Here is a 23,891-nt window from a genome sequence, read left to right as displayed (position 1 = left end):
CCATGCCGGTTTTCAGCCAACAGAACCTGGCCTTGTCGACTGCCGGATAATGGGCCCGAACAACTTCTGCCATGCAAAGACGCCACCAAGCCATCCCCCTGCAGCAAGCCGCGCAAGAGTCACCGACTTTCGCCCGATTGGCCGATCTGGTGCGCGAGTCTTCGGCACGCTTGCAGGCCATTCGCGGCTTGCTGCCAGCGCCCCTGCGGGCCAGCGTGCAGGCCGGCCCCATCGAGGACGGCTGCTGGTGTCTGCTGGTCAGCTCCAACGCGGTGGCTGCCAAACTGCGACAGCTGGTGCCCGCCTTGCAGGCCCATTTGTCGACCCACGGCCTGGGCGTGACCTCGATCCGCATCAAGGTTCAAAACCGGGTGCCTTGAGCTTCTGCCGTGATATTGCCGGCTTTTTTGCAAAAAAAAGGCCCTGATCGTGGATCAGGGCCTTTTCAAGTTTTGGTGCCGCTTGTCGGATTCGAACTGACGACCTACCGCTTACAAGGCGGGTGCTCTACCAACTGAGCTAAAGCGGCACGGGCTAGATTCTAACGTGATCCGAGTCCGTCATCGGGCTTGGCACCGTTAATTTTTTCACTTGACCCGTTTCAAGGCGGGTCGTGTGGGGCTGGGTGTCGGCGGCACGGGCTCATCCCCTTCGCCGACAGGTGCATCCAGCACAGGCACCGCCGACAAAGCCGGGGCCGCGCTGGATTCGTCATCGCTCACGGGGAAGGCCATGCCTTGCCCATTTTCACGGGCATAAATGGCCATGACGCGGTGAATGGGCACCATGATGTCGCGCGGCTTGCCGCCAAAGCGGGCTTTGAATTCGATGAACTCGTTGCCCAATTTGAGCGAACTGGTGGCATCCATGCTGACGTTGAGCACAATCTCGCCGCCTTGCACGTATTCACGCGGCACCTGCACCGAGTGGTCCACCTTGACGGCCACATAGGGCGTGAAACCGTTGTCGGAGCACCAGTCGTACAAGGCCCGAATCAGATAGGGGCGCGTGGAAGGCAGTTCGGCGCTGCTGATCATGGTGGCTTTCCCGAATTTACTTACGCATGACCTTTTCGGACGGCGTCAGTGCCTCAATGTAGGCTGGGCGCGAGAAGATGCGCTCGGCGTACTTGAGCAAAGGCGCTGCGTTCTTGCTCAGCTCAATGCCGTAATAGTCGAGACGCCAGAGCAAGGGGGCAATCGCCACGTCCAGCATCGAGAAGTTGTCGCCCAACATGAACTTGTTCTTCAGGAACACCGGGGCCAGCTGGGTCAAACGGTCGCGGATGTGCGAGCGGGCCTTTTCCAGGGCCTTGTCGTTGCCTTTGAGGGCACGGTTTTCCAGCGTCAAGACATGGGTGAACAGCTCTTTCTCAAAGTTGAGCAAGAACAAACGCACACGGGCGCGGTCCACTGGGTCACCGGGCATCAATTGGGGATGCGGGAAGCGCTCGTCGATGTACTCGTTGATGATGTTCGACTCGTACAGGATCAGGTCACGCTCGACCAGAATCGGCACCTGCCCGTAAGGGTTCATCACATTGATGTCTTCGGGTTTGTTGTAGAGGTCCACGTCACGGATCTCAAAGTCCATGCCTTTTTCGAACAGCACAAAACGGCAACGGTGGGAAAAAGGGCAAGTGGTTCCGGAATAAAGCACCATCATGGCGGAGGCTCCTCAAAAAATCAAAAAGAGTGGGGGGCCAAAAAGACCCACCACTCCACAAGACCCGGCGGCACGGCCGGGTGAACCGTCAATTACTTGATGTCTTTCCAGAACGCGGCATTCAAACGCCAGGCAATGAAAGTGAAGAATGACAAGAAAATCAGGACCCAGACGCCAATGCGCACACGGGTATTTTGGGCAGGCTCGGCCATCCACTGCATGTAACCCACCAGATCACCCACGGCCTGGTCATATTCCAGAGGCGTCATGGTGCCGGGTTTGTTCTGCTTCCAGCCTTTGAAGATCTGGACTTTGTGGCCGTGCTCGTCTTTTTCTTCAAAGATCGGCTCGCGTTCGCCTTGCAACTCCCACAAGGGGTTAGGCATGCCCACGTTGGGCATGGCCAAGTTGTTCCAGCCTGTGGGCTTGGTCTCGTCGCGGTAGTAGGTGCGCAGGTAGGTGTAGAGGTAATCTGCACCGGTGCCACCGTGCCCCGAACGCGAACGGGCCATCAAGGTCAGATCGGGTGGGTTCTTGCCGAACCACTCTTTGGCCTGGACCGGATCGATCGCAGCTTTCATGGTGTCGCCGACTTTCTCAGTAGCGAACAACAAGTTGTCCTTGATCTGTTGTTCGGTCAAACCGATGTCTTTCAAACGGTTGTAACGCATGAATGCTGCCGAATGGCAGTTCAGGCAGTAGTTGACGAACAACTTGGCACCATTTTGCAAAGCGGCCAGGTCGTTGGTTTTCTTGGGCGCTTTGTCCCAGGCGATACCGCCACCAGCGGCATGGGCACTGGCCATCAGACCGAGGGCCATCACCAAGCCCAGCGCGAGTTTCTGAATGTTTTTCATGTTCTTGAATCTCCGTGATCTCAGTGAGGCGTGAAGGTCACGCGGTCAGGAACGGGCTTGGGCGTGCCCAGCTTGCTCCACCAAGGCATCAACAAGAAGAAGCCGAAATAGAACAGGGAACCCACTTGAGACACACGCTCACCGAGAGGTGATGGTGGTTGCACACCCAGGTAGCCCAGGATCAGGAAGTTGATGACAAACACGGCGTACAGGTACTTGTGCCAGTCAGGACGGTAGCGGATCGACTTGACAGGGCTGTTGTCGAGCCATGGCAGGAAGAACAAAATGACCACGGCACCACCCATGACGACCACACCCCAGAATTTGGCATCGATGGCCAACATCAGGGCAGAGATCACCACGGCTGCACCAACCACAGCACCCTTGAGCAAGGTGGGCAGCTTGCCTTTGGCCACAGCCAACACGGCACCCACCACCACGCAGGCGATCAGCGCGTACATCATCTCGCTGGTGATGGCACGCAGCATCGAATAGAAAGGCGTGAAATACCACACAGGTGCAATGTGCAAAGGCGTGGTCAACGGATCGGCCGGAATGAAGTTGTTGTATTCGAGGAAGTAACCACCAAACTCAGGCGCGAAGAACACGATCGCCGTGAACGCCATCAGGAAGACGCTCACGCCCATGATGTCATGCACCGAGTAGTAAGGATGGAAAGGAATGCCGTCCAGAGGGTGGCCATCGGCATCCTTGGGGGCGTTGGGGCCCTTGATTTCCACGCCATCGGGGTTGTTGGAGCCGACTTCGTGCAACGCAATGATGTGCGCCACGACCAGACCCAGCAAGACCAGAGGCACAGCAATCACGTGGAAGCTGAAGAAGCGGTTCAGGGTGGCATCGCCCACCACGAAGTCGCCACGGATCAACAAAGCCAGGTCAGGACCGATAAAAGGAATGGCCGAGAACAGGTTCACGATCACCTGGGCGCCCCAGTAGGACATCTGGCCCCAAGGCAACAAGTAACCCATGAAGGCTTCGGCCATCAGGCACAGGAAAATGGCGCAACCGAAGATCCAGACCAGCTCACGCGGCTTGCGGTAGCTGCCATAGATCAGGCCACGGAACATGTGCAGGTACACGACCACGAAGAACGCAGAAGCGCCCGTAGAGTGCATGTAACGGATCAACCAGCCCCAGGGCACATCGCGCATGATGTACTCGACCGAAGCAAACGCCACGGCGGCATCGGGCTTGTAGTGCATGACCAGGAAAATACCGGTCACTATCTGGATCACCAGCACCAGCAAAGCCAGCGAGCCGAAGAAGTACCAGAAGTTGAAGTTCTTGGGCGCGTAGTACTCGGACAGGTGCTCTTTGTAGAGCTTGGAAGCCGGGAAGCGGTTGTCCACCCAGTTGAGCAACTTGGCGCCAGCGGGGGCGTTCGGGGAAATTTCTTTGAATTCAGCCATGTCGTTCTCCATCAGGCCTTCTTGTCTTCACCAATGAGCAACTTGGTGTCGGACAGGTACATGTGCGGAGGCACTTCGAGGTTGTCAGGCGCAGGCTTGTTCTTGAAAACGCGGCCTGCGAGGTCGAAAGTCGAGCCATGGCAAGCGCACAGGAAGCCGCCATTCCAGTCATCGGGCAAGGAGGGCTGTGGGCCTGTGGCGAATTTGTCGCCGGGCGAGCAACCCAGGTGAGTGCAAATGCCCACAGCCACCATGATTTCGGGCTTGATGGAACGGTGACCGTTCTTGGCGTATTCGGGGGTGGGGTAAGCGGTGCGATCTGATGCGGGATCGGCCAGCTGACCTTCGATCTTTTTCAAGGATTCGAGCTGCTCTGGCGAGCGCTTCATGATCCAGACGGGCTTGCCGCGCCACTCGACCGTGAGCTTTTCGCCCGGGCTCAAAGCGGAAATGTCCACTTCTACGGCCGCACCAGCCGCTTTGGCTCGTTCGGAGGGTTGAAAGCTGCTGACGAAGGGGGTGGCCACAAAGCCAGCGCCTACGGCACCTGCGCAACCGGAGGCAATTAGCCAGGTCCGTTTGCTGCTGTCGACTGGGGTGTCACTCATGGGAATCCTCTAGCGAGTCGTTATCAGGGTCAACCCGAGATTGTAGCGGAGTGAAACAAACAACCGACTTACAAGACCCCTGCGGGCACAATGTTGCGTCACAATCGGCCACTTCGATTTCATTTTCAGGAGTTAAAGAGATGTCATTTGTTCAGGAATTCAAATCTTTTGCCGTAAAAGGCAATGTCATGGACCTCGCGGTCGGTGTGATCATTGGCGGCGCTTTTGGCAAGATCGTCGATTCAGTGGTGGGTGACCTGATCATGCCGCTGATCAGCCGTGCCTTCGGAGGGCTGGATTTCTCCAATTACTACCTCGGCCTGGCCGGTCAAGCGGCAGGTTTATCTTTGGTGGAAGCCAAAAAACTCGGGGCCGTGTTTGCCTACGGCAGCTTCCTGACCGTGGCGCTGAACTTCATCATCTTGGCCCTCATCATCTTTGTCATGATCCGCCAGATGAACCGTTTAACAGCTGCGAAGCCAGAACCTACGGCACCCGCTGCTGCCCCAATCACCCCCGAGGACGTGCTCCTCTTGCGCGAAATCCGCGACAGCCTCAAAAACAAAGGCTGAGACGCCCCGACGGTCAGTGCGCCGCACTGACCATCTGGCGTGCCATACGCAAGGCCTGAATCAGGCTGCTGGCGTCCGCCACGCCCTGGCCGGCCAAATCCATGGCGGTGCCGTGGTCTGGGCTGGTCCGGATGAGGGGCAGCCCGAGAGTCACGTTGACGCCCTGCTCCACCCCCAGGTACTTGACGGGAATCAGCCCCTGGTCGTGGTACATGGCGATGACCACATCGAAGGCCCGGTGGCCATCGGCCTGTTTTCGAGCCCGCATGAACACGGTGTCGGGCGCATAAGGGCCGTGCACATCCAGCCCCTCTTGCTGGGCCACCGCCAGGCACGGCTGCAGGATGTCGATTTCCTCACGGCCAAACAAACCGCCCTCGCCTGCATGGGGGTTCACGCCTGCGACGGCGATGCGTGGCCTGCGGCCCAGCACAGAATGCAAGGCCGCATCGGTGATGCGCAAGGTCTCCAGCACACGGGCCTGCGTGATCGACTCCAATGCCTCACGCAAGGACAAATGGATACTCACCAGCACCGTGCGCAGCTCGTCGTTGGCCAGCATCATGCGCACCGGCATTTGGGCCACAGACACACCCTGGTGTCTGGCCGCCTCGGCTTGCAGCAATTCGGTGTGGCCCGGGTACTGGTTGTAAGGGGCGCCCGCGGCATGCAGGGCTTCTTTGTGCAAAGGTGCCGTGACCACGGCCGCCACTTCGCGCCGCAAGGCAGCGCGGGTCGCCCAAAGCACGGCTTCGCCAGCGAGTCGCCCGGCACGGGCGTCGATTTGCCCCAAGGGCAAAACAGGGGCCTGCGGCACCACCTGCAGCACAGGCAAGCAGCGCGGCGGTACATGCAGGGCCTCTTCGGGTGAATCAATCTCACAAACAGGAAAAGCCGGGGTGGCTTGCACCAAGGCCATGGCGCGGCGCATCAGGCCGACATCACCCGCCACAAAACAACCTTGGGTCAAGTCAGGGGCGAGGCACCAGGCCCGCGCCACAATTTCTGGGCCAATGCCACAGGGGTCGCCCGGGGTCAAGACAATCGGCCGCTCAATTGTGGCCGTCGACAGGTCAGTTTGCGGTGTCATGCAGATGCCCTCAGGCGGGGTTGTCGATCTCGATGAAGCGGTGCCGCAAACCAAGCTCTTGCGCCACGTGTGCAGCCAGGGCCGGGGCGCCATAGCGCTCGGTGGCATGGTGGCCACAGGCCAGAAAAGCCACGCCGGTTTCTCGGGCCAGGTGGGCCTGGGGCTCCGACATTTCACCCGTGATGAAAGCGTCCACGCCCTGGGCAATGGCCGCTTCGAAATAGCCTTGCGCCCCGCCGGTGCACCAAGCCACCCGGCGCACGGGCCGGTCGCTGCCGCCCACGCAAATCACCGACCGTCCAAGTGTCTCCGCCACATGGTCCGCCAAGGCCTGGGCCCCCGACCAGGTTTGCGCCGCTGCGCCCACAAAACCCAGGTCTTGCTCGCCAAATCGCCCATCGGCCTGGAAGCCGAGCACGCGGGCCAATTGGGCATTGTTGCCCAGATCCGGGTGGGCATCGAGCGGCAGATGGTAGGCGAACAGGTGGATGCCATGCGTGAGCAACAAGCGCAAGCGCTCGCGCATCCAGCCGGTGACGCGCCCATCTTGCCCGCGCCAAAACAGGCCGTGATGCACCACGATGGCATCGGCCTGGGCGTCAATGGCCGCTTCGATCAAGGCCCGGCTGGCGGTGACGCCGCTGACCAGCAACTGTACATCGCGGTCACCTTCGACCTGCAAGCCGTTGGGGCCGTAATCGCGAAACTTGTCGGGCTGGAGCAAGGCGTCAAAGGCCTGGCCCAGAATCTTGGCGTGGGTCATGGCAAAAGGCTTTCTGTCTGGGTGGGCTATTGTGGCGCAAGGCACCTGTGGCCCTGCAGCGAATCAAGGACAATGGATACCATGAAACGTTATTGGCTTTTATTTTCCCAATGGGTGACGGTCTTGCTGGCCGTCTGGTTTGTGGTGGCCACCTTGCAGCCCGAGTGGCTTCGCAGCGCACAGCGATCAGCCGATGGCATGACCTTGCTGCAGGCCCCCGTCGGCTCGCCACTCAGCCGGCCGGCGGGCAGCCTGAGCGCACCGGCTCGCCAGGCCTCACCGGCTGTCGTCAGCATCAACACCAGCAAAGCCAAGAGCCAAAACCCCCATGGCCAGGACCCATGGTTCCGGTTTTTCTATGGGGAACAAGAAGAACAAAACCCGGCAGGTCTGGGCAGTGGCGTCATTGTCAGCCCCGAAGGCCACATCCTGACCAATAACCATGTCATTGAAGATGCGGACGACATCGAGGTGGTGCTGGCCGACGGCCGACGGGCTGCGGCCAAAGTCATTGGCACCGACCCCGACACCGATTTGGCGCTGCTCAAAATCACCCTCGACAAACTGCCCGTGATCGTTTTGGGTCAAACCCAGGAGCTGCAAGTGGGCGATGTGGTGCTGGCCATTGGCAACCCCTTTGGCGTGGGCCAGACCGTGACCTCGGGCATCGTCAGCGCTTTGGGGCGCAGCCAGTTGGGCATCAACACTTTCGAAAACTTCATCCAGACCGACGCCGCCATCAACCCCGGCAACTCGGGCGGTGCGCTGGTCGACGTGAATGGGCACCTGATGGGCATCAACACCGCCATCTATTCCCGCTCAGGCGGCAGCATGGGCATCGGCTTTGCCATCCCGATCTCAACCGCCAAGCAGGTGATGCAAGATCTCCTGCAAAACGGCAAAGTCATCCGGGGCTGGATCGGGGTCGAACCCCAAGACATGTCGGTCGAATTGGCCGAAAGCTTCGAACTGCCCAAATCTGACAAGACCCTGCCTGCAGGCGTTGTGATCACGGGCGTGTTGAAGAATGGGCCAGCCGCTGCTGCAGGCATTCGGCCAGGCGACGTGATCGTGAAGGTGGCAGGGCAACCCGTGCGCAATGTGTCAGAGCTGCTGACCCAGGTGGCGGGTCTGAAACCCGGCGTGCCGGCCGAAGTGAACATCTGGCGTCGCCAGGGCGAAGTCAATCTGCGACTGACCCCGGCAGAGCGCCCTGCAACTCAGCAGCGAAAATAAGTATTTGAATTGCCCTGCTGAAAGACTTCCCATGCAAAAGAGGCCCTCAGGCCTCTTTTATTTTGGTTGCACAGCAAGCAATCAGGCTGCGGTATCTGGTTATTGTGGCGCTTGAGTGTGCTTGATGAAGACCTGCGCGGCCCAAATGCCCAACTCGTAAAGCAAGCACATGGGTATGGCCAGCGCCAGCTGAGACACCACATCGGGCGGCGTGACCACGGCGGCAATCACAAAAGCCAACACCACAAAGTAACCCCGGAAGTCTTTGAGTTTTTGAATACTGACCACCCCCATGCGGGCCAGCACCACCACGGCCACGGGCACCTCAAAGGCCAAACCAAAGGCAAGGAACATCGACAGCACGAAACTCAGATAAGCCTCAATGTCAGGCGCGGCAGTGATGCTTTTGGGCGCAAAACTCTGGATGAAGCTGAACACCTGGCCAAACACAAAGAAATAACAAAAAGCCACGCCCACAAAAAACAGCAGCGTGCTCGACACCACCAAAGGCATGACCAGCTTTTTCTCGTGGCTGTAAAGGCCCGGGGCAATGAAGGCCCAGACTTGGTACAAGACCACCGGCAAAGCGATGAGAAACGCACTCATCAGCAAAATCTTCAGGGGCACCATGAACGGCGAAATGACCGAGGTGGCGATCAAGGTGGCGCCTTTGGGCAAATGCACCACCAAGGGCGCAGCCAAAATGTCATACAGATTGCCAGGTCCCGGAAAGATGGCCAAAACAGCTGCGGCCACAGCCACGGCAATCACGGCGCGCACCAAGCGGTCGCGCAACTCGATCAGGTGCGCCACAAAAGGTTGTTCAGAGCCTTTGAGTTCGTCGTCGGGCTGGGAGGGGGTATCGGACATGGCGGGGTCGGTTGGACGGAGTGCACCCAAGGTGCACCCACATCACAGGGGATTGAGGGGCTTGGGCCGGTAGCGGGCCACGCGTGCGGCACCCGAAAGCGCTTTGGTGCGCACACCAGAGCGGGCCTTGTACCACTGAGGCATCGCACCACGCTTCAGACGCCAGTTTTTGTCCGGACGAACGTAATAAGGAGGTGGGGGCTCAATGGCAGGCAGGTCGCTGTTCGAGCCGGCTGTGCTCTCGGACCAGTCCTTTTCAAAATCAGAAGCTGTGGTCTGGACCGTCTGCTCGACATCGCGGGCCGCCGTCTCCATCGTCTCTTTCATCTTCTTGAGCTCTTCCAGGTCCATGGACCGGTTGACCTCGGCCTTGACATCCGACACATAGCGCTGCGCTTTGCCCAAAAGCGTACCCAGCGTGCGGGCCACTTTGGGCAATTTTTCAGGGCCGATGACGATCAACGCCACCACCCCAATGAGCGCCATTTTTGAAAAGCTTAAATCCAGCACAGTGCGGCGTTCAGTCGTTCAAAGGTTCAAGCACTCAAGACTTGGTCTTGGCTTCGACGTCGATGGTGGTCTTTTCGGGAGCCGTGGTCGAAGCCGTGACTTGACCGGCCACAGGAGCTGCCGCCTCGTCCTTGGTGCCGCCCTCTTTCATGCCATCCTTGAAGCCTTTGACAGCGCCGCCCAAATCGGAGCCCATGTTTTTGAGCTTTTTGGTGCCGAACACCATGACCACAATCAGCAGCACGATCAGCCAGTGCCAAATGGAAAAAGTACCCATGAATATCTCCTAGTGATGTTGGGATTCTAAGGGGATCGACACCCGGTATCGGATCGGCCCTGAGGAAGGAAGGATTTGGGGGGCGAACGCGCCGTTTCAACCCCGCAGCCAGGGTGGGGGGCCTCCCATGACGTGCATGTGCAGGTGGTGCACTTCCTGTCCGCCCTCGCTGCCGTTGTTGACCACGATGCGGAAACCACCATCCGGATAAGGATTGCAACCCTCTTGCAAGGCCAGCTTGGGGGCCAAGGTCATCATGTGGCCCATCAAAGCGACGTGCTCGGGGGCCAATTGCGCCATCGACGAGATGTGCAGCTTGGGAATGATCAGGAAATGCACGGGCGCCCAAGGCGCGATATCGTGGAAGGCAAAAACGTGCTCGTCTTCATGCACTTTGCGCGACGGAATTTTGCCGGCGATGATTTTGCAAAAAATACAATTGGCGTCGGTCATGGCTACTTCAGCTTGAAGGTCAACAAAGAATCAATCGATCACGGGACGCTGCCCGTTCAGGCGCACCATGCCCAGCACGATGCGGTACAAAAACCAGATGGAAATGGCCACCCAGGCCAGCCAGCCCGGAAAGACAAAGAAAAACCAGAGCGGCAAGGTGACCAGGTACAGCAAAGCCGCCCAGATCACGGTGCGGATGCGGTAGCTGAAATGCGTGCGCTCCCAGCCCGCAGCATCACCTTTTTTGACCAGGTCAATGATGAGCGCCACCACCAGCAAGGCTGGCCCCATTTGGGCCCCGGGAATCACGGCGCTGACTGCCACGATCAGGTGCAGGATGTAGCTGACCCAGCTGATGGTGTGGGTGCTATCGTCCAGGGGCTGCTCATTCATCGCTCATTCGCCCAGGCGTTCACGCTCTTGCACTTTGCGCAAGGCTTTTTCTTCGAGGCCGCTCAGCCCCTCGCGGCGGGCCAGCTCGTTGACCACGTCGGCGGGCGTCAAGCCATAGTGCGCCAGCGCGATCATGCTGTGGAACCACAGGTCGGCCACCTCATAGACGAGCTTGTTCACATCCCCGCCGTGGTCCACGTCCTTGGCGGCCATCACGGTCTCGGTGGCTTCTTCGCCGATTTTCTTCAAAAAGGCGTCCGGCCCCTTGTGCAGCAGGCGGGCCACATAGCTTTTTTCGGGGTCGCCACCATTGGCGGGCTTGCGGCTTTCGACCACGGCCGCGAGGCGGTCAAGGATGTCCTGGTTGCTCATTGCGTTGACTTGTAAATGGTTTCGGGGTCCTTCAGGACCGGGTCGGCCGCCTGCCATTCATCGGCTTGCAGGCTTTGGAAAAAGCAGCTGTGGCGGCCCGTGTGGCAGGCAATGCCCGGCTCATGACCCAGCTGGGTCACCTTGAGCAGCACCACATCGTTGTCGCAATCCATGCGGATGTCGTGCACCGTCTGCACATGACCGGACTCCTCGCCCTTGAACCACAGCTTGCCCCGCGAGCGGCTGAAGTACACCGCCCTTTTCAGCTCGGCCGTCTTTTGCAGCGCCTCGCGGTTCATCCAGGCGAACATCAGCACATCGCCGCTGTCTTTTTCTTGAGCGATCACAGGCACCAGGCCTTTGTCATCCCATTTGATTTGATCGAGCCAGTTCATGTTCACAACCTGACCGGAATACCACGTTCGCGCATGCGTTCTTTGGCTTGTTGGACGGTGTACTCACCGTAATGAAAGATGCTCGCCGCCAGCACCGCATCCGCCCCGCCGATGCTCACACCATCGGCCAGGTGGTCGAGGTTGCCCACGCCACCCGATGCGATCACGGGCACGCTCACGGCATCGCTCACGGCGCGGGTCAGTTGCAGGTCAAAGCCGCTTTTGGTGCCGTCGCGGTCCATGCTGGTGAGCAGGATTTCGCCTGCGCCGTAGTCGGCCATTTGCGTGGCCCAGGCCACGGCGTCCAGGCCCACGTTTTTGCGGCCGCCGTGGCTGTACACGTCCCAACCGGGGCCCATGGGCAAACCATTCGTGCCGATGCGCTGCTCGTCTTCGGGTGTTCGGCGTTTGGCGTCGATGGCCACCACGATGCACTGCGCACCGTATTTGGCAGACGCTTCGCGAATGACTTGCGGATTGGCAATGGCGGCCGAGTTGAAACTGGTTTTGTCAGCCCCGGCGTTGAGCAAGCGGCGCACGTCTTCCACCGTGCGCACGCCACCGCCCACGGTGAGCGGGATGAAGACCTGGCTGGCCACGGCTTCGATGATGTGCAGGATCACGTCGCGGCCGTCGCTGGTGGCGGTGATGTCCAAAAACGTGAGTTCGTCAGCGCCCTGCTCGTTGTAGCGGGCCGCGATTTCGACCGGGTCTCCGGCGTCGCGCAGTTCGACAAAGTTGACGCCCTTGACCACGCGACCGCCGGTCACGTCGAGGCAAGGGATGATGCGTTTGGCGAGCATGGGAAATGGTGGTTCGTTGAAAAAGTGAGGTGGCGGCGTATTGAACGCGAGCAGTGAGACCCGGACCTTACACCACAGACAGGCGCTGGGCACCTTGCCAGAAATCACCGGGCGCGATGCAGATCGGCTCATAGACCTGGGCGGCTTCGACACACAGCATGTGTTGCCAGCCGTCTGCGGGCATGTCGCTGAGTGCCGCGCACTTGGCAGCACCCGGATTCCAGACCACGGTCTGGGCCCAGTTAATGTCTTGCTCGATCGACAGGGCATGGGGCCCATCCAGCAATTCATAGCCCATGGGCGCCGCAGAATACACGCGGTCAAATTCGCCCACAAAGCGCAGCTCGGGCGCAGCGGTGGCGTGGCGGTCGGTCACGGCATTCCACTCGGCACTGCCACCCAAACCCAGCAATCGGGCCTGCGCCACATCGCTGACCGCAAAGTAGGTGTGCAGCGCCCCGGTGAAACGCAGCACTTGGCTGTCGGTGTTGCGCACAGCCAGTTCTACCTGCAAGGCACCGGGCGTCAACTCGATCAACAACAGCGCTTCAAAGGCCTGGTCCCACCACTGGCGCGTGGCCGCACTGTCGTTCAAGCTCAGCACCAGATGGACTTGGTCACCCTCCAGCCGTGCAGGTTTGACATGCCACGAGAGGTTGCGTGCAAAGCCGTGTTTGGGCAGATCGCCGCGCTGGTTGAATTGGGGAAAACAGACCGGAATGCCACCCCGGATGGCGGCACGGCCATCCATGACACTGTTCGGGCTGAGGTACAGGCGCTCACGCCCCTGGGCCACCCAGGACAGCACGTGGGCACCGTGGTGCGCGACCACCACACGGTCACCACCCGGCAGCTGCAGCTCGGTCGCAGGCAAGCCTGCAAAGGACAGCTCGCGGCAGGTGGCACCAGCGCTCATGTTCAGCCGTTCAGTTCGTCGGCGCGTTGCTGCGCCAGCGCGAAGTCCAGGTCCCCCGAGTACACGGCGCGGCCGCAGATCACGCCTTCCACGCCTTCGTCTTCCACCGCGCACAGCTGCTCGATGTCGGCCATATTGGACAAACCGCCCGAGGCGATCACGGGGATGGTGAGGGCTTGGGCCAGCTTGACGGTGGCGTCGATGTTGATGCCGCTGAGCATGCCGTCGCGGCCGATGTCGGTGTAGATGATGGACTCGACGCCCCAGTCTTCGAACTTCTTGGCCAGGTCCACCACTTCGTGGCCGGTGAGCTTGCTCCAGCCGTCGGTGGCGACTTTGCCGTCTTTGGCGTCCAGGCCCACGATGATGTGGCCGCCAAATGCGGTGCAGGCGTCTTTCAAAAAGCCGGGGTTCTTGACGGCGGCGGTGCCGATGATGACGTAGCGCAGGCCGCTGTCGATGTATTTTTCAATCGTGTCCAGATCGCGGATGCCGCCCCCCAGCTGCACCGGGATGTCGTCGCCCACGGCCTTGAGGATGGACTTGATGGCCCCGAAGTTTTGTGGCTTGCCCGCGAACGCGCCGTTCAGATCCACCAGATGCAAACGGCGTGCGCCTTTTTCGAGCCAGGTGCGGGCCATGGCGGCGGGGTCTTCGCCAAAGGTCGTGGCTTGGTCCATATCGCCCTGCTTGAGGCGAACGCAGTGGCCGTCTTTGAGGTCAATGGCGGGGATCAGAATCATGGCGAATTAAAAAAGAAGCTGAAGGGCTGAAAAACGGCAGTGAAAACTTCTCAAGGCTGCCAGTGAAGGAAATTGCGGAACAGGGCCAGGCCTTGGGCCGCGCTTTTTTCGGGGTGAAACTGGGTCGCAAAAATATTGTCACGGGCAATGGCACAAGCGAAACGGCCACCGTAATCGGTCTGGGCCGCGCTGTGCGCCGGGTTGGCCACTTTGGCGTAGAAGCTGTGCACAAAATAATACCAGCTGCCGTCGGTAATGCCGCGCCACAAGGGGTGCGCCGGAGCATCTTGCCAGACCTGGTTCCAGCCCATTTGCGGCACTTTGAATCGGGTGCCATCGGGCTGGATTTGCCCGGCCAAATCGAACTTGACCACACGGCCAGGGATCAGCCCCAAGCCCGGCGTGTCGCCCTCATCGCTGTGGTCCAGCAGCATTTGCATGCCCACGCACACGCCAAAAAGGGGCTTGCTGGCAGCAGCTTCGAGCACGGCATCCAGCAAACCGGACTCGCGCAGCTCGCGCATGCAGTCGGGCATGGCGCCCTGCCCCGGCAAGACCACGCGGTGCGCGTCGCGCACCACTTGCGGATCAGACGTGACGGTGACTTCGGCATGGTCCACGCTGGAGGCGGCATGCATCACCGCCTGCGCCACGCTGCGCAGGTTGCCCATGCCGTAATCCACGACGGCGACGCGGTTGACGCTCATGTTAGAGGCTGCCTTTGGTCGATGGGATCACACCCGCCGAGCGTGGATCAAGTTCGAGCGCGGCACGCACGGCGCGGGCGAAGGCCTTGAAAATCGTCTCGCACTGGTGGTGCGCGTTCACGCCCTTGAGGTTGTCGATGTGCAGCGTGCACAGCGCGTGGTTCACAAAGCCCTGGAAGAATTCGTACACCAGTTGCGTGTCCAGCGTGCCCAAAGAGCCGGAAGTGAACTTCACGTCCATGTGCAGGCCGGGGCGGCCCGAAAAATCCACCACCACGCGGCTCAAAGCTTCGTCGAGCGGCACGTAGGCGTGGCCATAACGGCGGATGCCTTTTTTGTCGCCAATCGCTTGAGCGAACGCCTGGCCCAAGGTGATGCCGATGTCTTCGACGGTGTGGTGGCCGTCGATGTGCAGATCGCCTTCGCAAGCGATGTCCAGATCGATCAAACCGTGACGCGCGATCTGGTCCAGCATGTGGTCCAGAAAACCAATGCCCGAAGCCAGCTTGGCCTGGCCCGTGCCGTCCAGGTTGAGGGCGACGCGGATGTTCGTCTCGGCCGTCTTTCGGGTGACTGCAGCGGTGCGGTTCATAAGGAGGCTTTCAAAGCGGCGAGGAGTTGGTCGTTTTCTGCGGCGGTGCCCACCGTCAAGCGCAGGCAATTGGCCAGCAATGGGTGCATTTTAGAAATGTTCTTGATCAGCACACCGTGTGCCTTCAGACCGTCAAAGGTTTTGGCCGCATCGGGCACACGAGTCAGGATCATGTTGGCTTCACTCGGGAAGGGCGTCACGCCGGGCAAGGCGGTCAGCTCGCGTTGCAGTCGAGCGCGCTGCTCGCGCAGGTCCTTGGCTTGCGCTGCAAACACCTCGGCATGCTCCAGCGCAAACAGGGCGCACTCGTAATTCAGCACACTGATGTTGTAGGGGGGGCGCACTTTGTCGATCTCGGCGATCAGCGCCTTGGGGCCGATCATGTAACCCAGACGCACCCCGGCCAGGCCAAACTTGCTGAGCGTGCGCATCAAGAGCACGTGCGTGTGGCGCGTGATGCGGTCCATGTAGCTCTTGCTGGCAAAGGGCTGGTAAGCCTCGTCCATGACGACCAGCCCGCCTTGTGCGCCTTGGGCGAGGACGATCTTCTCGATCACATCGTCGTTCCACAGATTACCCGTGGGGTTGTTGGGGTAAGCCAAGTACACGATGGACGGTTTGTGCTGATCAATAGCAGCCAGCATGGCGGCTTCGTCGAGTTCAAAGTCAGCCGTCAGCGGCACGCCGTGGAAAGCCAAGCCTTGCAGTTGGGCGCTCATGGCGTACATCACAAAGCCGGGCAAGGGGGCCAAGATGGAAGCGCCAGGGACATCGCAGGCCATGGCCAAGAGCGAGATCAACTCGTCCGAACCGTTGCCCAACATGATGTCGAAACCTTCGGGCATCCCTGCGTAAGCCGAGAGCGCGTGGCGCAAGTCGTTCACACGGCCATCGGGGTAGCGGTTCAGCGCCAGTGCGCCCAGGCGCTCGCCCAAAGCCTTTTGCAAATCAGCGGGCAATCTGTGCGGGTTTTCCATCGCGTCGAGCTTGACCATGCCGCCCGAGTCCTGGATGGCGTAGGCGTGCATGGACTGCACGTCCTGGCGGATGCGTTGCATGAGTTGGGGGCTGACGTTGCTCATTTCGTGTCTCGCATCGGGGGCACAGGGTTCAAACGCAATTCGGCAGCGCGGGCGTGCGCTTGCAGGCCTTCGCCGTAGGCCAGTTCGGCAGCGATGCGGCCCAAGGGCTGGGCGCCGGCCTCGCTGACCTCGATCAGGCTGCTGCGTTTCTGGAAGTCGTACACGCCCAAAGGCGAGGAGAAACGCGCCGTGCCGCTGGTGGGCAGCACATGGTTGGGGCCAGCGCAGTAATCGCCCAGCGACTCGCTGGTGAAGGCGCCCAAAAAGATGGCACCCGCGTGGCGCAGCAGCGGCTCCCAACGGTGCGGGTCGCGGCTCGACACCTCCAGGTGCTCAGGCGCAATGCGGTTGCTGATGGCGCAGGCTTCTTCCATGCTGCGCGTGAGGATCAGCGCACCCCGGTCGTTCAGGCTCTTGGCGATGATCTCGCACCGCGGCATCTCGGGCAGCAGGCGGTCGATCGCGGCCTGCACTTGGGCGATGTAGCCCGCATCGGGGCACAGCAAAATGCTTTGCGCCAATTCGTCGTGCTCGGCCTGGCTGAACAAATCCATCGCCACCCATTCGGCGGGCGTGGTGCCGTCGGCCAACACCAGAATTTCAGAGGGGCCCGCAATCATGTCGATGCCCACGGTGCCGAACACGCGCTTTTTGGCACTGGCCACATAGGCGTTGCCCGGGCCGGTGATCTTGTCCACCTTGGGAATTGTGGCGGTGCCGTAAGCCAAAGCGGCGACCGCCTGCGCGCCGCCCACCGTAAAGGCACGGCTCACACCAGCCACACAGGCAGCGGCCAGCACCAGCGGATTGCGCACGCCAGCTGGCGTGGGCACCACCATGATGATCTCCTGCACCCCGGCCACATGGGCGGGGATGGCGTTCATCAACACCGACGACGGGTAAGCGGCTTTGCCACCGGGCACATAAATGCCCACGCGGTCGAGCGGCGTGACTTTCTGGCCCAGCAGGGTGCCATCTTCGTCACGGTAAGACCAGCTCTCGCCAGAAGCCTTCTTTTGCGCTTCGTGGTACTTGCGCACACGGGCTGCAGCCGCTTGCAGGGCTTCGCGCTGCACGGCAGGCAGGCTGTCCAGCGCGGCTTGCAGTTCGGCCTGGGTGATTTCGAGCGCCTTCACATCGGCCGCTTGCAGGCCGTCAAAGCGTTGGGTGTAGGCCAGCACGGCCGCGTCGCCGCGTTGCTGCACATCGGCCAGGATGTCGGCCACGCGCTGCTCGATGGCGGCGTCGGTGTCGGCAGACCAATGCAGGCGGGCCGCGAAGGCCGCTTCAAAATCGGCGTCGGCCGTATTCAGTTGCAAAGGTTTGGCGTGCAGGGCCATCGAGTCCATAAGGGTCAGTCCTTCTTAACGGCGCCCGCAAAGGCGTCGATGATGGCGCGAATCGGCGCTTGTTTGAGTTTGAGCGCGGCCTGGTTCACCACCAAGCGCGAGCTGATGTCCATGATGCGTTCGACTTCAATCAAGTGATTGGCCTTGAGCGTGTTGCCGGTCGACACAAGGTCCACAATCGCATCGGCCAGACCCGTGAGAGGGGCCAGTTCCATGCTGCCGTAGAGCTTGATCAGGTCGACGTGCACACCCTTGGTCGCGAAAAAGTCGCGCGCAATCGTGGTGTATTTGGTGGCCACCTTCAGACGTGCCCCGGTGCGCACCAGCGCTGCGTAATCGTCGTCGGCCCGCACCGCTACACTCATGCGGCATTTGGCGATGTTCAGGTCCAACGGCTGGTACAAGCCCTGGCCGCCATGCTCGATCAGGGTGTCGAGACCGGTCACGCCCAAATCAGCCCCGCCGTATTCCACATAGGTGGGCACGTCGCTGGCCCGCACCAGCACCACACGCACATTGGACTGGTTGGTGGGCAAGATCAGCTTGCGGGATTTTTCGGGGTCTTCGAGCACCTCGATGCCAGCGGCACGGAGCAGCGGCAGGGTTTCATCAAAAATGCGTCCTTTGGACAGGGCGAGCGTGATCATTTCACTCTTTCAATGTCGGCACCCAGGCCGCGCAGTTTCAACTCCATCCGGTCGTAACCACGGTCCAGATGGTAGATACGGTCCACAATGGTTTCGCCTTCGGCCACCAAACCGGCAATCACCAAGCTGGCCGAAGCCCGCAAATCGGTGGCCATAACGGTCGCGCCCGACAATTTTTCCACGCCCTCGATCACCGCCACCTTGCCATCGATCTGGATGTGCGCACCCAGGCGCACCAGTTCGTTGACGTGCATGAACCGGTTTTCGAAAATGGTTTCGGTCACCTTGCTCGCGCCCTGCGCAATGCAGTTGAGCGCCATGAACTGCGCCTGCATGTCGGTCGGGAAGCCCGGGTATTCGGTGGTGCGAAAGCTCTGGGCTTTCAGACGGCCATCGGCTTTGACGCGAATGAAGTCCTCGCCGGCCTCAATGGTGGCACCGGCGTCGCGCAGCTTCTCGATGACCACTTCCAAATGGTCAGCGCGGCCGTGGCGCAAGACCACGTCACCACCGGTGGCCGCCACGGCGCACAAAAACGTGCCCGCCTCGATGCGGTCGGCCACGACTTGGTGCTGGCAACCGTGCAAGCGTTCGACACCCTGGATGCGGATGCGGCGTGTGCCATGGCCTTCGATCTTCGCGCCCATTTTGATGAGCATCTCAGCCAGGTCGGGAATCTCGGGTTCTTGCGCGGCGTTTTCCAGCACCGTCTCGCCTTCGGCCAAGGCCGCGGCCATGAGGAAGTTTTCAGTGCCGGTGACGGTGACCATGTCGGTGGTGATGCGCGCGCCTTTCAGGCGCGTGCGGCCCTCGGGCAGGCTGGCCAGCATGTAGCCGTGGTCCACCGTGATGACAGCACCCATGGCCTGCAGACCTTTGATGTGCTGGTCGACCGGGCGCGAGCCAATGGCGCAACCACCTGGCAAAGACACTTTGGCGTGGCCAAAACGGGTCAGCAAAGGCCCCAGCGCCAGCACCGAAGCGCGCATGGTTTTCACCAGCTCGTAGGGGGCTTCAGGGTTGTTCAGGCCTCCGGCGTCCAGCGTGACCCGGCCGTCTTCATGGTGCTCGGCCGTGACGCCCATGTTGCGGATCAGCTTGAGCATGGTCGAGACGTCTTGCAGCCGCGGCACATTGGCCAGCGTGACGGGCTCGGCGCTCAGCAAAGCGGCGCACAGCTCGGGCAGGGCCGCGTTTTTGGCACCCGACACATCGAGCGTGCCTTGCAGGCGGTGGCCGCCGCGAATTTTCAGTTTATCCATGGGTCAGGTCGGTGCGTTGCGGCCCGAGGGCCTTCGGTTCATTGCGCTTGCTTGGCCCATTCGGCGGGCGTGTAGGTTTTCATCGACAAGGCGTGCACCTCGTCGGTGTGCATTTTTTGCCCCAGCGTGGCGTACACCCGTTGGTGACGGGCAATAGGGCGCAGGCCGGCAAAGGCTTCCGACACCACCACAGCACTCCAGTGGCGGCCATCGCCATCCACTTCAAGATGGGTACAGTCCAGCCCTGCGGCGATGACGGCTTTGAGTTGCTCAGCGTTCATGGGGTTCAGCTTCGGATTTTGTAGCCGATGCGCAAAAGGTGAAGGGTCAGGCCGCCAATGGCGGCCAAGGTGGTGCCCACCACCGCCAAACTGACCCAGGGGGACACATCGCTTTGGCCAAAGAAGCCGTAACGAAAGCCGTCGATCATGTAGAAAAACGGGTTCAGGTGGCTGAGCTTTTGCCAAAACGGCGGCAAGGAGTGGATGGAATAAAACACGCCCGACAAAAACGTCATGGGCATGATGATGAAGTTCTGAAAGGCGGCCATCTGGTCGAACTTTTCAGCCCACAGCCCGGCGATCACGCCCAGTGAGCCCATCATGGCCGCACCCATGACGGCGAAAGCCAAAATCCACAGCGGGTTCACAAACGTGATGTTGACCATCCATCCGGTGATGACGAACACGCCCAAGCCCACGGCCAAGCCGCGCACCACCGAGGAGCCCACATAGGCCACAAACCAGCTGCGGTGCGACAAGGGCGTGAGCAACAAGAACACCAGGCTGCCCATGATCTTGCTTTGCACCAGGCTCGACGAGCTGTTGGCAAAAGCGTTTTGCAGCACGCCCATCATCATCAGGCCCGGCAACAAAAACGAGGTGTAGGCCACTTGGTCGTACACCTTGACATGGTCTTCGAGCACATGGCCAAAGATCAGCATATACAGCACCGAAGTGAGCACGGGTGCGGCCACCGTCTGGAAAGCGACTTTCCAAAAACGCAGCACCTCTTTGTAGAGCAGGGTTTGCCAGCCGGTCATGCCAGGGCCCCCGAGGCGGATTGTTTGCGGTTCATGACTTCCAGGAACACGTCTTCCAGGTCGGCCTGGCGGATTTCCACATCTTCCACCACCAAGCCCGCCGTGCGCAGGGTGGCGAGGTGGTTTTCGATCTCCACCGCGTTGTGCACGGGCAACTGCACGATGCGCCCCGTGACACGCGCAATGGCCGCCACGGCAGGCGGCAAGTCGCCGTCGAGCTTGAAGCGCAGCACCTGGCTGGTGGCCGAGCGCAGCAAATCGGAGGTGCGCTCGAGCGCCAGCAGCTGGCCGCGCTTGAGCATGGCAATGCGGCCGCACAGCGCTTCGGCTTCTTCGAGGTAATGGGTGGTGAGCAAGACGGTGTGGCCTTGCTTGTTGAGCTTGGCAATGAAGGCCCACAGGGTCTGGCGCAGCTCCACATCGACCCCTGCGGTGGGTTCATCGAGCACGATCACGCGGGGTTTGTGCACCAGGGCCTGGGCCACCAGCACTCGGCGCTTCATGCCGCCCGAGAGCTGGCGCATGTTGGAGCCCGCCTTGTCGGCCAGGCCCAAGCTGTCCAGCAGCTCGTCGATCCAGGCATCGTTGTGTTTGACGCCGAAATAGCCCGACTGGATGCGCAGCGACTCACGCACCGTGAAGAACGGGTCAAACACCAGCTCTTGCGGCACCACGCCCAACAGGCGGCGTGCGGCAGCGTAATCGGTCTGCACATCGTGGCCATGCACCAGCACGCGCCCGGTGGTGGGGCGGCTCAGGCCGGCGAGGGTGCTGATCAGGGTGGTTTTGCCGGCACCGTTGGGGCCGAGCAAGCCAAAGAACTCGCCCTCCTCCACATCAAAGCTGACTTGGTCCAGCGCTTTGAACGCGGCTGCGCCCGCCTGTTTGGCAGGGTAGATCTTGGAGACAGATTGGAAAGAGAGCGCTGGCATGAGAGAGGGCTATTTTAAGTGCTGGCCCGCAGACCCCGGGCACGACTTGAAGATCGGCCCCAAAAGACCTGGAAACCAGCCACTCAAGCGGGCTGGAGAAGTTCTAACACCCCGTACAAACTGGCCAATTCGCGCAAGCGAGGCGTCATGCCCTCGACACGCAAGGCAGTGCCTTTTTGTGTCAAAACCCTGCGCAAACCCAGCAGCACAGCCAGCGCCGAGGAGTCAAAGTCGGCCAAGGCTGAGGCATCCAGCGCCACCTCTGGCGGCAAGGCATCGGGCCACTGTGCCAGTTGCGATTGCCATTGCGCCAAGCAGGCGTCGGCCTGGTCGTGCAGCAAGGTGGCAGGCAGTTTCAAGGCGCTCATGTCAAGCTGGATCAAGAGGATTTGGCGTTGGATTTGTTGCGCGCCACCAAACTGGCGATCAGCGCATCAATGCCCCCGGCATTGATCTCCTTGGTGAACTGTGTGCGGTAGTTCTCGATCAACCAAACACCCAGGACATTCAGGTCAAAGATCATCCAGCCAGAACCTTCACCTGGCGTTTTTTCAAGCCTGTAATCCAGCTGGATCGGATCACCCTTGCCGCGCACTTCAGTGTTGACCACCAGGTTTTTGTCTTCCTGGCCCGCACGCAAGGGCTTGACCACCACCACCTGGTCGCTGACCTGGCTGAGCGCGCCCGAGTAGGTGCGCACCAGCAAAATTTTGAACTCTTCCTGCAGGCGCTTTTGCTGCTCGGGCGTGGCCTTTCGCCAAGCAGGGCCGGTCGCCAGCGCCGTCATGCGGCGGAAGTTCACATGGGGCATCAACTTGGCATCCACCAACTGGATGATCTTGGTCACATCGCCATTGCGCAAGGATTTGTCGGCCTTGATGGTGTCCAGGGTCTCGTTTGTGATGCGTTTGATGAAGGCATCGGGCGCCTCGTCTGCGGCACGAGCTGGCCCGGCGTTGGCAAGCAGGGCCAAGGCAGAGGCCATCACCAGGAGATGGCGACGGGTCAAAAGCAGGGAGATCATCGTTTTCATAGGTCGACTATACGGTCAGTCGCGTCGGGGCTTGTGAACAACTGTAACGCGACCCAGGGCTGTCTTCGTGGCCTGGTATCAGAGTTTTTCTGATTCGGAGTAATCAAAATTGGCAGGCGGATTGCCGTCGTGGATGTCGTTCTCACGCTTTTGCAAATAAGCATCGCGCACGAACGAGTAAGGGTCCAATGCCGCTGCCTTGATCACATCCACCGTCTGCAACAAATCCGAGCGAACATCCATCACGCGGGTCACCGACAACGCATTGCGGGTTGCGGGATCATTGAATTGCTGAACCGCATCCGCTTTCATGTCCAATGGCGTGGCCAAAGTGTCACGCAAGGTGGAAGGCCCGAAAATGGGCAGCACCAGGTAAGGGCCAGGTTTCACACCCCAATAGCCCAGGGTCTGACCAAAGTCTTCTTTGCGCTTTTCAAGCCGCATCTCGGTGGCCACATCCAGGACACCGCCTAAACCTAAAAATGTGTTCACCGTGATGCGCATGAAGGTTTCCGCAGTCGCCTGACCTTTCAATTGCAAAGCGCTGTTGGCCATGGACCAAACATCCCCAAGATTGCCCAGGAAATTATGGATTCCGGTGCGAACCGGGCTGGGCAGCACCGCAACATAAGCCTTGGCCGCAGGCTGGATCGCCACGTCGTCCAGCGCGTCATTGAATTTATAAACACTGCGGTTCATGGATTCCCATGGATCGCGTGCATCAGGATTGTTGACAGTGGCACAACCTTGCAAGATCAGCAAAATGCAGCCCGCCAGCATCAGGCGAATGCGTCGGGTCAAGAGGTTCATGGCTTTTGACTTTCTGCCGCAGGTTTTTCTGCCTGGCTGTAGAGGAATTGGCTGATCAGGTTTTCCAGAATCACCGCCGACTGGGTCGAACCAATCTTATCCCCTGCAACCAGATTTTTCTCGTCAGCGCCAGGCGACACATCCAGGTACTGCTCACCCAGCAAACCACTGGTCAGGATTTTCAGGGAACTGTCTTGCGGAAAGGCGTGCTCAGACTGCAAGGCCAAAGTGACCTTGGCCTGGAAAGATTCGCCGTCAAACTCGATTTTCTTGACACGCCCGACCACCACCCCCGCACTCTTGACGGCCGCACCGGGCTTGAGCCCCCCGATGTTGTCAAACTTGGCTGTGACCTCGTAGTCCTTGCTGAAACTCCAGGTCAGCAAGTTGGCGGCCTTGAGCGCCAAAAAAAGCACGGCGACAGCGCCGAGCAGCACAAACAAACCCACCCACACATCATTTTTTGAACGTTGCATGCCGTC

At 60.3% G+C, this 23,891-nt stretch carries 33 protein-coding genes and 1 tRNA gene; 3 read left to right on the top strand and 31 right to left on the bottom strand.

The genetic code is table 11. From position 1 onward, the window contains the following. Positions 1-71: 71 nt before the first annotated feature. Positions 72-380: a hypothetical protein gene (locus ACHEXL_RS01690; protein WP_416560337.1), complete on the top strand. Its 309-nt coding sequence runs from the start codon at positions 72-74 to the stop codon at positions 378-380. A gap of 73 nt (positions 381-453) precedes the next feature. Here ACHEXL_RS01690 and ACHEXL_RS01685 read toward each other — a convergent pair. From ACHEXL_RS01685 to petA, 6 genes are all read right to left on the bottom strand, one after another. Next, positions 454-529: transfer RNA gene (locus tag ACHEXL_RS01685), tRNA-Thr, on the bottom strand. Between the two features lie 58 nt (positions 530-587). Further along, complete coding sequence (locus tag ACHEXL_RS01680) at positions 588-1,037, bottom strand: ClpXP protease specificity-enhancing factor (protein WP_416560336.1); 450 nt, start codon at positions 1,035-1,037, stop codon at positions 588-590. Between the two features lie 16 nt (positions 1,038-1,053). Further along, positions 1,054-1,665, bottom strand: coding sequence for a glutathione S-transferase N-terminal domain-containing protein (locus ACHEXL_RS01675; protein ID WP_108427527.1), 612 nt, complete (start codon positions 1,663-1,665; stop codon positions 1,054-1,056). 92 nt (positions 1,666-1,757) lie between these two features. Then, the gene (locus tag ACHEXL_RS01670; RefSeq protein WP_416560335.1) at positions 1,758-2,522 is read right to left on the bottom strand and encodes a cytochrome c1; all 765 of its coding nucleotides are present in this window, start codon (positions 2,520-2,522) and stop codon (positions 1,758-1,760) included. 20 nt (positions 2,523-2,542) lie between these two features. Beyond that, the gene (locus tag ACHEXL_RS01665) at positions 2,543-3,952 is read right to left on the bottom strand and encodes a cytochrome b (RefSeq protein ID WP_416560334.1); all 1,410 of its coding nucleotides are present in this window, start codon (positions 3,950-3,952) and stop codon (positions 2,543-2,545) included. Between the two features lie 11 nt (positions 3,953-3,963). Next, the gene (petA, locus tag ACHEXL_RS01660; RefSeq protein ID WP_416560333.1) at positions 3,964-4,560 is read right to left on the bottom strand and encodes a ubiquinol-cytochrome c reductase iron-sulfur subunit; all 597 of its coding nucleotides are present in this window, start codon (positions 4,558-4,560) and stop codon (positions 3,964-3,966) included. Between the two features lie 140 nt (positions 4,561-4,700). On the opposite strand from petA, the gene mscL reads away from it, so the two are divergent. Beyond that, positions 4,701-5,132 carry a large conductance mechanosensitive channel protein MscL gene (mscL, locus tag ACHEXL_RS01655; RefSeq protein ID WP_416561291.1) on the top strand — a complete coding sequence of 144 codons (432 nt, stop codon included), beginning with the start codon at positions 4,701-4,703 and terminating at the stop codon, positions 5,130-5,132. Between the two features lie 13 nt (positions 5,133-5,145). On the opposite strand, the gene pdxA is transcribed toward mscL, so the two are convergent. Together pdxA and ACHEXL_RS01645 are read right to left on the bottom strand one after the other, a co-directional pair. Next, positions 5,146-6,222: a 4-hydroxythreonine-4-phosphate dehydrogenase PdxA gene (gene pdxA / locus ACHEXL_RS01650; RefSeq protein WP_416560332.1), complete on the bottom strand. Its 1,077-nt coding sequence runs from the start codon at positions 6,220-6,222 to the stop codon at positions 5,146-5,148. 10 nt (positions 6,223-6,232) lie between these two features. Beyond that, positions 6,233-6,985 carry a Nif3-like dinuclear metal center hexameric protein gene (locus ACHEXL_RS01645; RefSeq protein ID WP_416560331.1) on the bottom strand — a complete coding sequence of 251 codons (753 nt, stop codon included), beginning with the start codon at positions 6,983-6,985 and terminating at the stop codon, positions 6,233-6,235. Between the two features lie 81 nt (positions 6,986-7,066). On the opposite strand from ACHEXL_RS01645, the gene ACHEXL_RS01640 reads away from it, so the two are divergent. Further along, entirely contained in the window at positions 7,067-8,221 is a 1,155-nt protein-coding gene (locus ACHEXL_RS01640; protein ID WP_416560330.1) for a S1C family serine protease, read from the top strand. Between the two features lie 99 nt (positions 8,222-8,320). Here ACHEXL_RS01640 and tatC read toward each other — a convergent pair whose 3' ends face one another. The 23 genes from tatC to mlaD all read right to left on the bottom strand — a co-directional run bounded on the left by tatC (position 8,321) and on the right by mlaD (position 23,885). After that, a complete protein-coding gene (gene tatC / locus ACHEXL_RS01635; RefSeq protein WP_416560329.1) occupies positions 8,321-9,091 on the bottom strand; it encodes a twin-arginine translocase subunit TatC in 771 nt (256 codons plus the stop codon). A gap of 42 nt (positions 9,092-9,133) precedes the next feature. Beyond that, positions 9,134-9,601, bottom strand: a complete 468-nt coding sequence (tatB, locus tag ACHEXL_RS01630; RefSeq protein WP_416560328.1) for a Sec-independent protein translocase protein TatB — start codon at positions 9,599-9,601, stop codon at positions 9,134-9,136. A gap of 34 nt (positions 9,602-9,635) precedes the next feature. Then, positions 9,636-9,878 (bottom strand): Sec-independent protein translocase subunit TatA, encoded by a 243-nt coding sequence (tatA, locus tag ACHEXL_RS01625; RefSeq protein WP_416560327.1) that lies wholly within the window; start codon positions 9,876-9,878, stop codon positions 9,636-9,638. A 96-nt stretch (positions 9,879-9,974) separates the two neighbouring features. Beyond that, positions 9,975-10,331, bottom strand: a complete 357-nt coding sequence (locus ACHEXL_RS01620) for a histidine triad nucleotide-binding protein (RefSeq protein WP_416560326.1) — start codon at positions 10,329-10,331, stop codon at positions 9,975-9,977. 30 nt (positions 10,332-10,361) lie between these two features. After that, positions 10,362-10,724 carry a DUF4870 family protein gene (locus ACHEXL_RS01615; RefSeq protein WP_416560325.1) on the bottom strand — a complete coding sequence of 121 codons (363 nt, stop codon included), beginning with the start codon at positions 10,722-10,724 and terminating at the stop codon, positions 10,362-10,364. A 3-nt stretch (positions 10,725-10,727) separates the two neighbouring features. Next, on the bottom strand, positions 10,728-11,096 hold the full coding sequence (locus tag ACHEXL_RS01610; RefSeq protein WP_416560324.1) for a phosphoribosyl-ATP diphosphatase: 369 nt from the start codon (positions 11,094-11,096) through the stop codon (positions 10,728-10,730). Continuing rightward, positions 11,093-11,491 carry a phosphoribosyl-AMP cyclohydrolase gene (gene hisI, locus ACHEXL_RS01605; RefSeq protein WP_416560323.1) on the bottom strand — a complete coding sequence of 133 codons (399 nt, stop codon included), beginning with the start codon at positions 11,489-11,491 and terminating at the stop codon, positions 11,093-11,095. Before hisI ends, ACHEXL_RS01610 begins: the two co-directional genes overlap by 4 nt. Positions 11,492-11,493: 2 nt before the next feature. Then, complete coding sequence (hisF, locus tag ACHEXL_RS01600; RefSeq protein ID WP_416560322.1) at positions 11,494-12,294, bottom strand: imidazole glycerol phosphate synthase subunit HisF; 801 nt, start codon at positions 12,292-12,294, stop codon at positions 11,494-11,496. 67 nt (positions 12,295-12,361) lie between these two features. After that, complete coding sequence (locus ACHEXL_RS01595) at positions 12,362-13,210, bottom strand: D-hexose-6-phosphate mutarotase (protein ID WP_416560321.1); 849 nt, start codon at positions 13,208-13,210, stop codon at positions 12,362-12,364. Between the two features lie 2 nt (positions 13,211-13,212). Further along, the gene (gene hisA / locus ACHEXL_RS01590) at positions 13,213-13,953 is read right to left on the bottom strand and encodes a 1-(5-phosphoribosyl)-5-[(5-phosphoribosylamino)methylideneamino]imidazole-4-carboxamide isomerase (RefSeq protein WP_108332550.1); all 741 of its coding nucleotides are present in this window, start codon (positions 13,951-13,953) and stop codon (positions 13,213-13,215) included. 50 nt (positions 13,954-14,003) lie between these two features. After that, positions 14,004-14,660 (bottom strand): imidazole glycerol phosphate synthase subunit HisH, encoded by a 657-nt coding sequence (hisH, locus tag ACHEXL_RS01585; RefSeq protein ID WP_416560320.1) that lies wholly within the window; start codon positions 14,658-14,660, stop codon positions 14,004-14,006. Position 14,661: 1 nt separating this feature from the next. Further along, positions 14,662-15,252, bottom strand: coding sequence for an imidazoleglycerol-phosphate dehydratase HisB (gene hisB / locus ACHEXL_RS01580; protein ID WP_416560319.1), 591 nt, complete (start codon positions 15,250-15,252; stop codon positions 14,662-14,664). After that, positions 15,249-16,334, bottom strand: a complete 1,086-nt coding sequence (hisC, locus tag ACHEXL_RS01575) for a histidinol-phosphate transaminase (protein ID WP_416560318.1) — start codon at positions 16,332-16,334, stop codon at positions 15,249-15,251. Before hisC ends, hisB begins: the two co-directional genes overlap by 4 nt. Beyond that, positions 16,331-17,674 (bottom strand): histidinol dehydrogenase, encoded by a 1,344-nt coding sequence (gene hisD / locus ACHEXL_RS01570; protein WP_416561290.1) that lies wholly within the window; start codon positions 17,672-17,674, stop codon positions 16,331-16,333. Before hisD ends, hisC begins: the two co-directional genes overlap by 4 nt. 14 nt (positions 17,675-17,688) lie before the next feature. Then, a complete protein-coding gene (hisG, locus tag ACHEXL_RS01565; RefSeq protein WP_416560317.1) occupies positions 17,689-18,330 on the bottom strand; it encodes an ATP phosphoribosyltransferase in 642 nt (213 codons plus the stop codon). Then, positions 18,327-19,592, bottom strand: a complete 1,266-nt coding sequence (gene murA / locus ACHEXL_RS01560) for a UDP-N-acetylglucosamine 1-carboxyvinyltransferase (protein ID WP_416560316.1) — start codon at positions 19,590-19,592, stop codon at positions 18,327-18,329. Before murA ends, hisG begins: the two co-directional genes overlap by 4 nt. A gap of 38 nt (positions 19,593-19,630) precedes the next feature. After that, positions 19,631-19,873 (bottom strand): BolA family protein, encoded by a 243-nt coding sequence (locus tag ACHEXL_RS01555; RefSeq protein ID WP_416560315.1) that lies wholly within the window; start codon positions 19,871-19,873, stop codon positions 19,631-19,633. Positions 19,874-19,878: 5 nt separating this feature from the next. Further along, positions 19,879-20,634, bottom strand: coding sequence for an ABC transporter permease (locus ACHEXL_RS01550; protein WP_291927238.1), 756 nt, complete (start codon positions 20,632-20,634; stop codon positions 19,879-19,881). Continuing rightward, entirely contained in the window at positions 20,631-21,566 is a 936-nt protein-coding gene (locus ACHEXL_RS01545) for an ABC transporter ATP-binding protein (RefSeq protein WP_416560314.1), read from the bottom strand. Before ACHEXL_RS01545 ends, ACHEXL_RS01550 begins: the two co-directional genes overlap by 4 nt. A gap of 83 nt (positions 21,567-21,649) precedes the next feature. After that, the gene (locus ACHEXL_RS01540; RefSeq protein WP_416560313.1) at positions 21,650-21,934 is read right to left on the bottom strand and encodes an STAS domain-containing protein; all 285 of its coding nucleotides are present in this window, start codon (positions 21,932-21,934) and stop codon (positions 21,650-21,652) included. A gap of 11 nt (positions 21,935-21,945) precedes the next feature. After that, positions 21,946-22,599 carry an MlaC/ttg2D family ABC transporter substrate-binding protein gene (locus ACHEXL_RS01535; RefSeq protein ID WP_416560312.1) on the bottom strand — a complete coding sequence of 218 codons (654 nt, stop codon included), beginning with the start codon at positions 22,597-22,599 and terminating at the stop codon, positions 21,946-21,948. Between the two features lie 78 nt (positions 22,600-22,677). After that, positions 22,678-23,409 carry an MlaA family lipoprotein gene (locus ACHEXL_RS01530; protein ID WP_416560311.1) on the bottom strand — a complete coding sequence of 244 codons (732 nt, stop codon included), beginning with the start codon at positions 23,407-23,409 and terminating at the stop codon, positions 22,678-22,680. Continuing rightward, a complete protein-coding gene (gene mlaD / locus ACHEXL_RS01525; protein WP_416560310.1) occupies positions 23,406-23,885 on the bottom strand; it encodes an outer membrane lipid asymmetry maintenance protein MlaD in 480 nt (159 codons plus the stop codon). Before mlaD ends, ACHEXL_RS01530 begins: the two co-directional genes overlap by 4 nt. Between the last annotated feature and the right edge of the window lie 6 nt (positions 23,886-23,891).

Origin of the sequence: Limnohabitans sp. YIMB22184 (genome assembly GCF_048020265.1) — a bacterium.
In the GTDB taxonomy this organism is placed as follows: Bacteria; Pseudomonadota; Gammaproteobacteria; order Burkholderiales; family Burkholderiaceae_C; genus Limnohabitans_A.
This window is presented reverse-complemented; position numbering and strand designations above follow the sequence as displayed.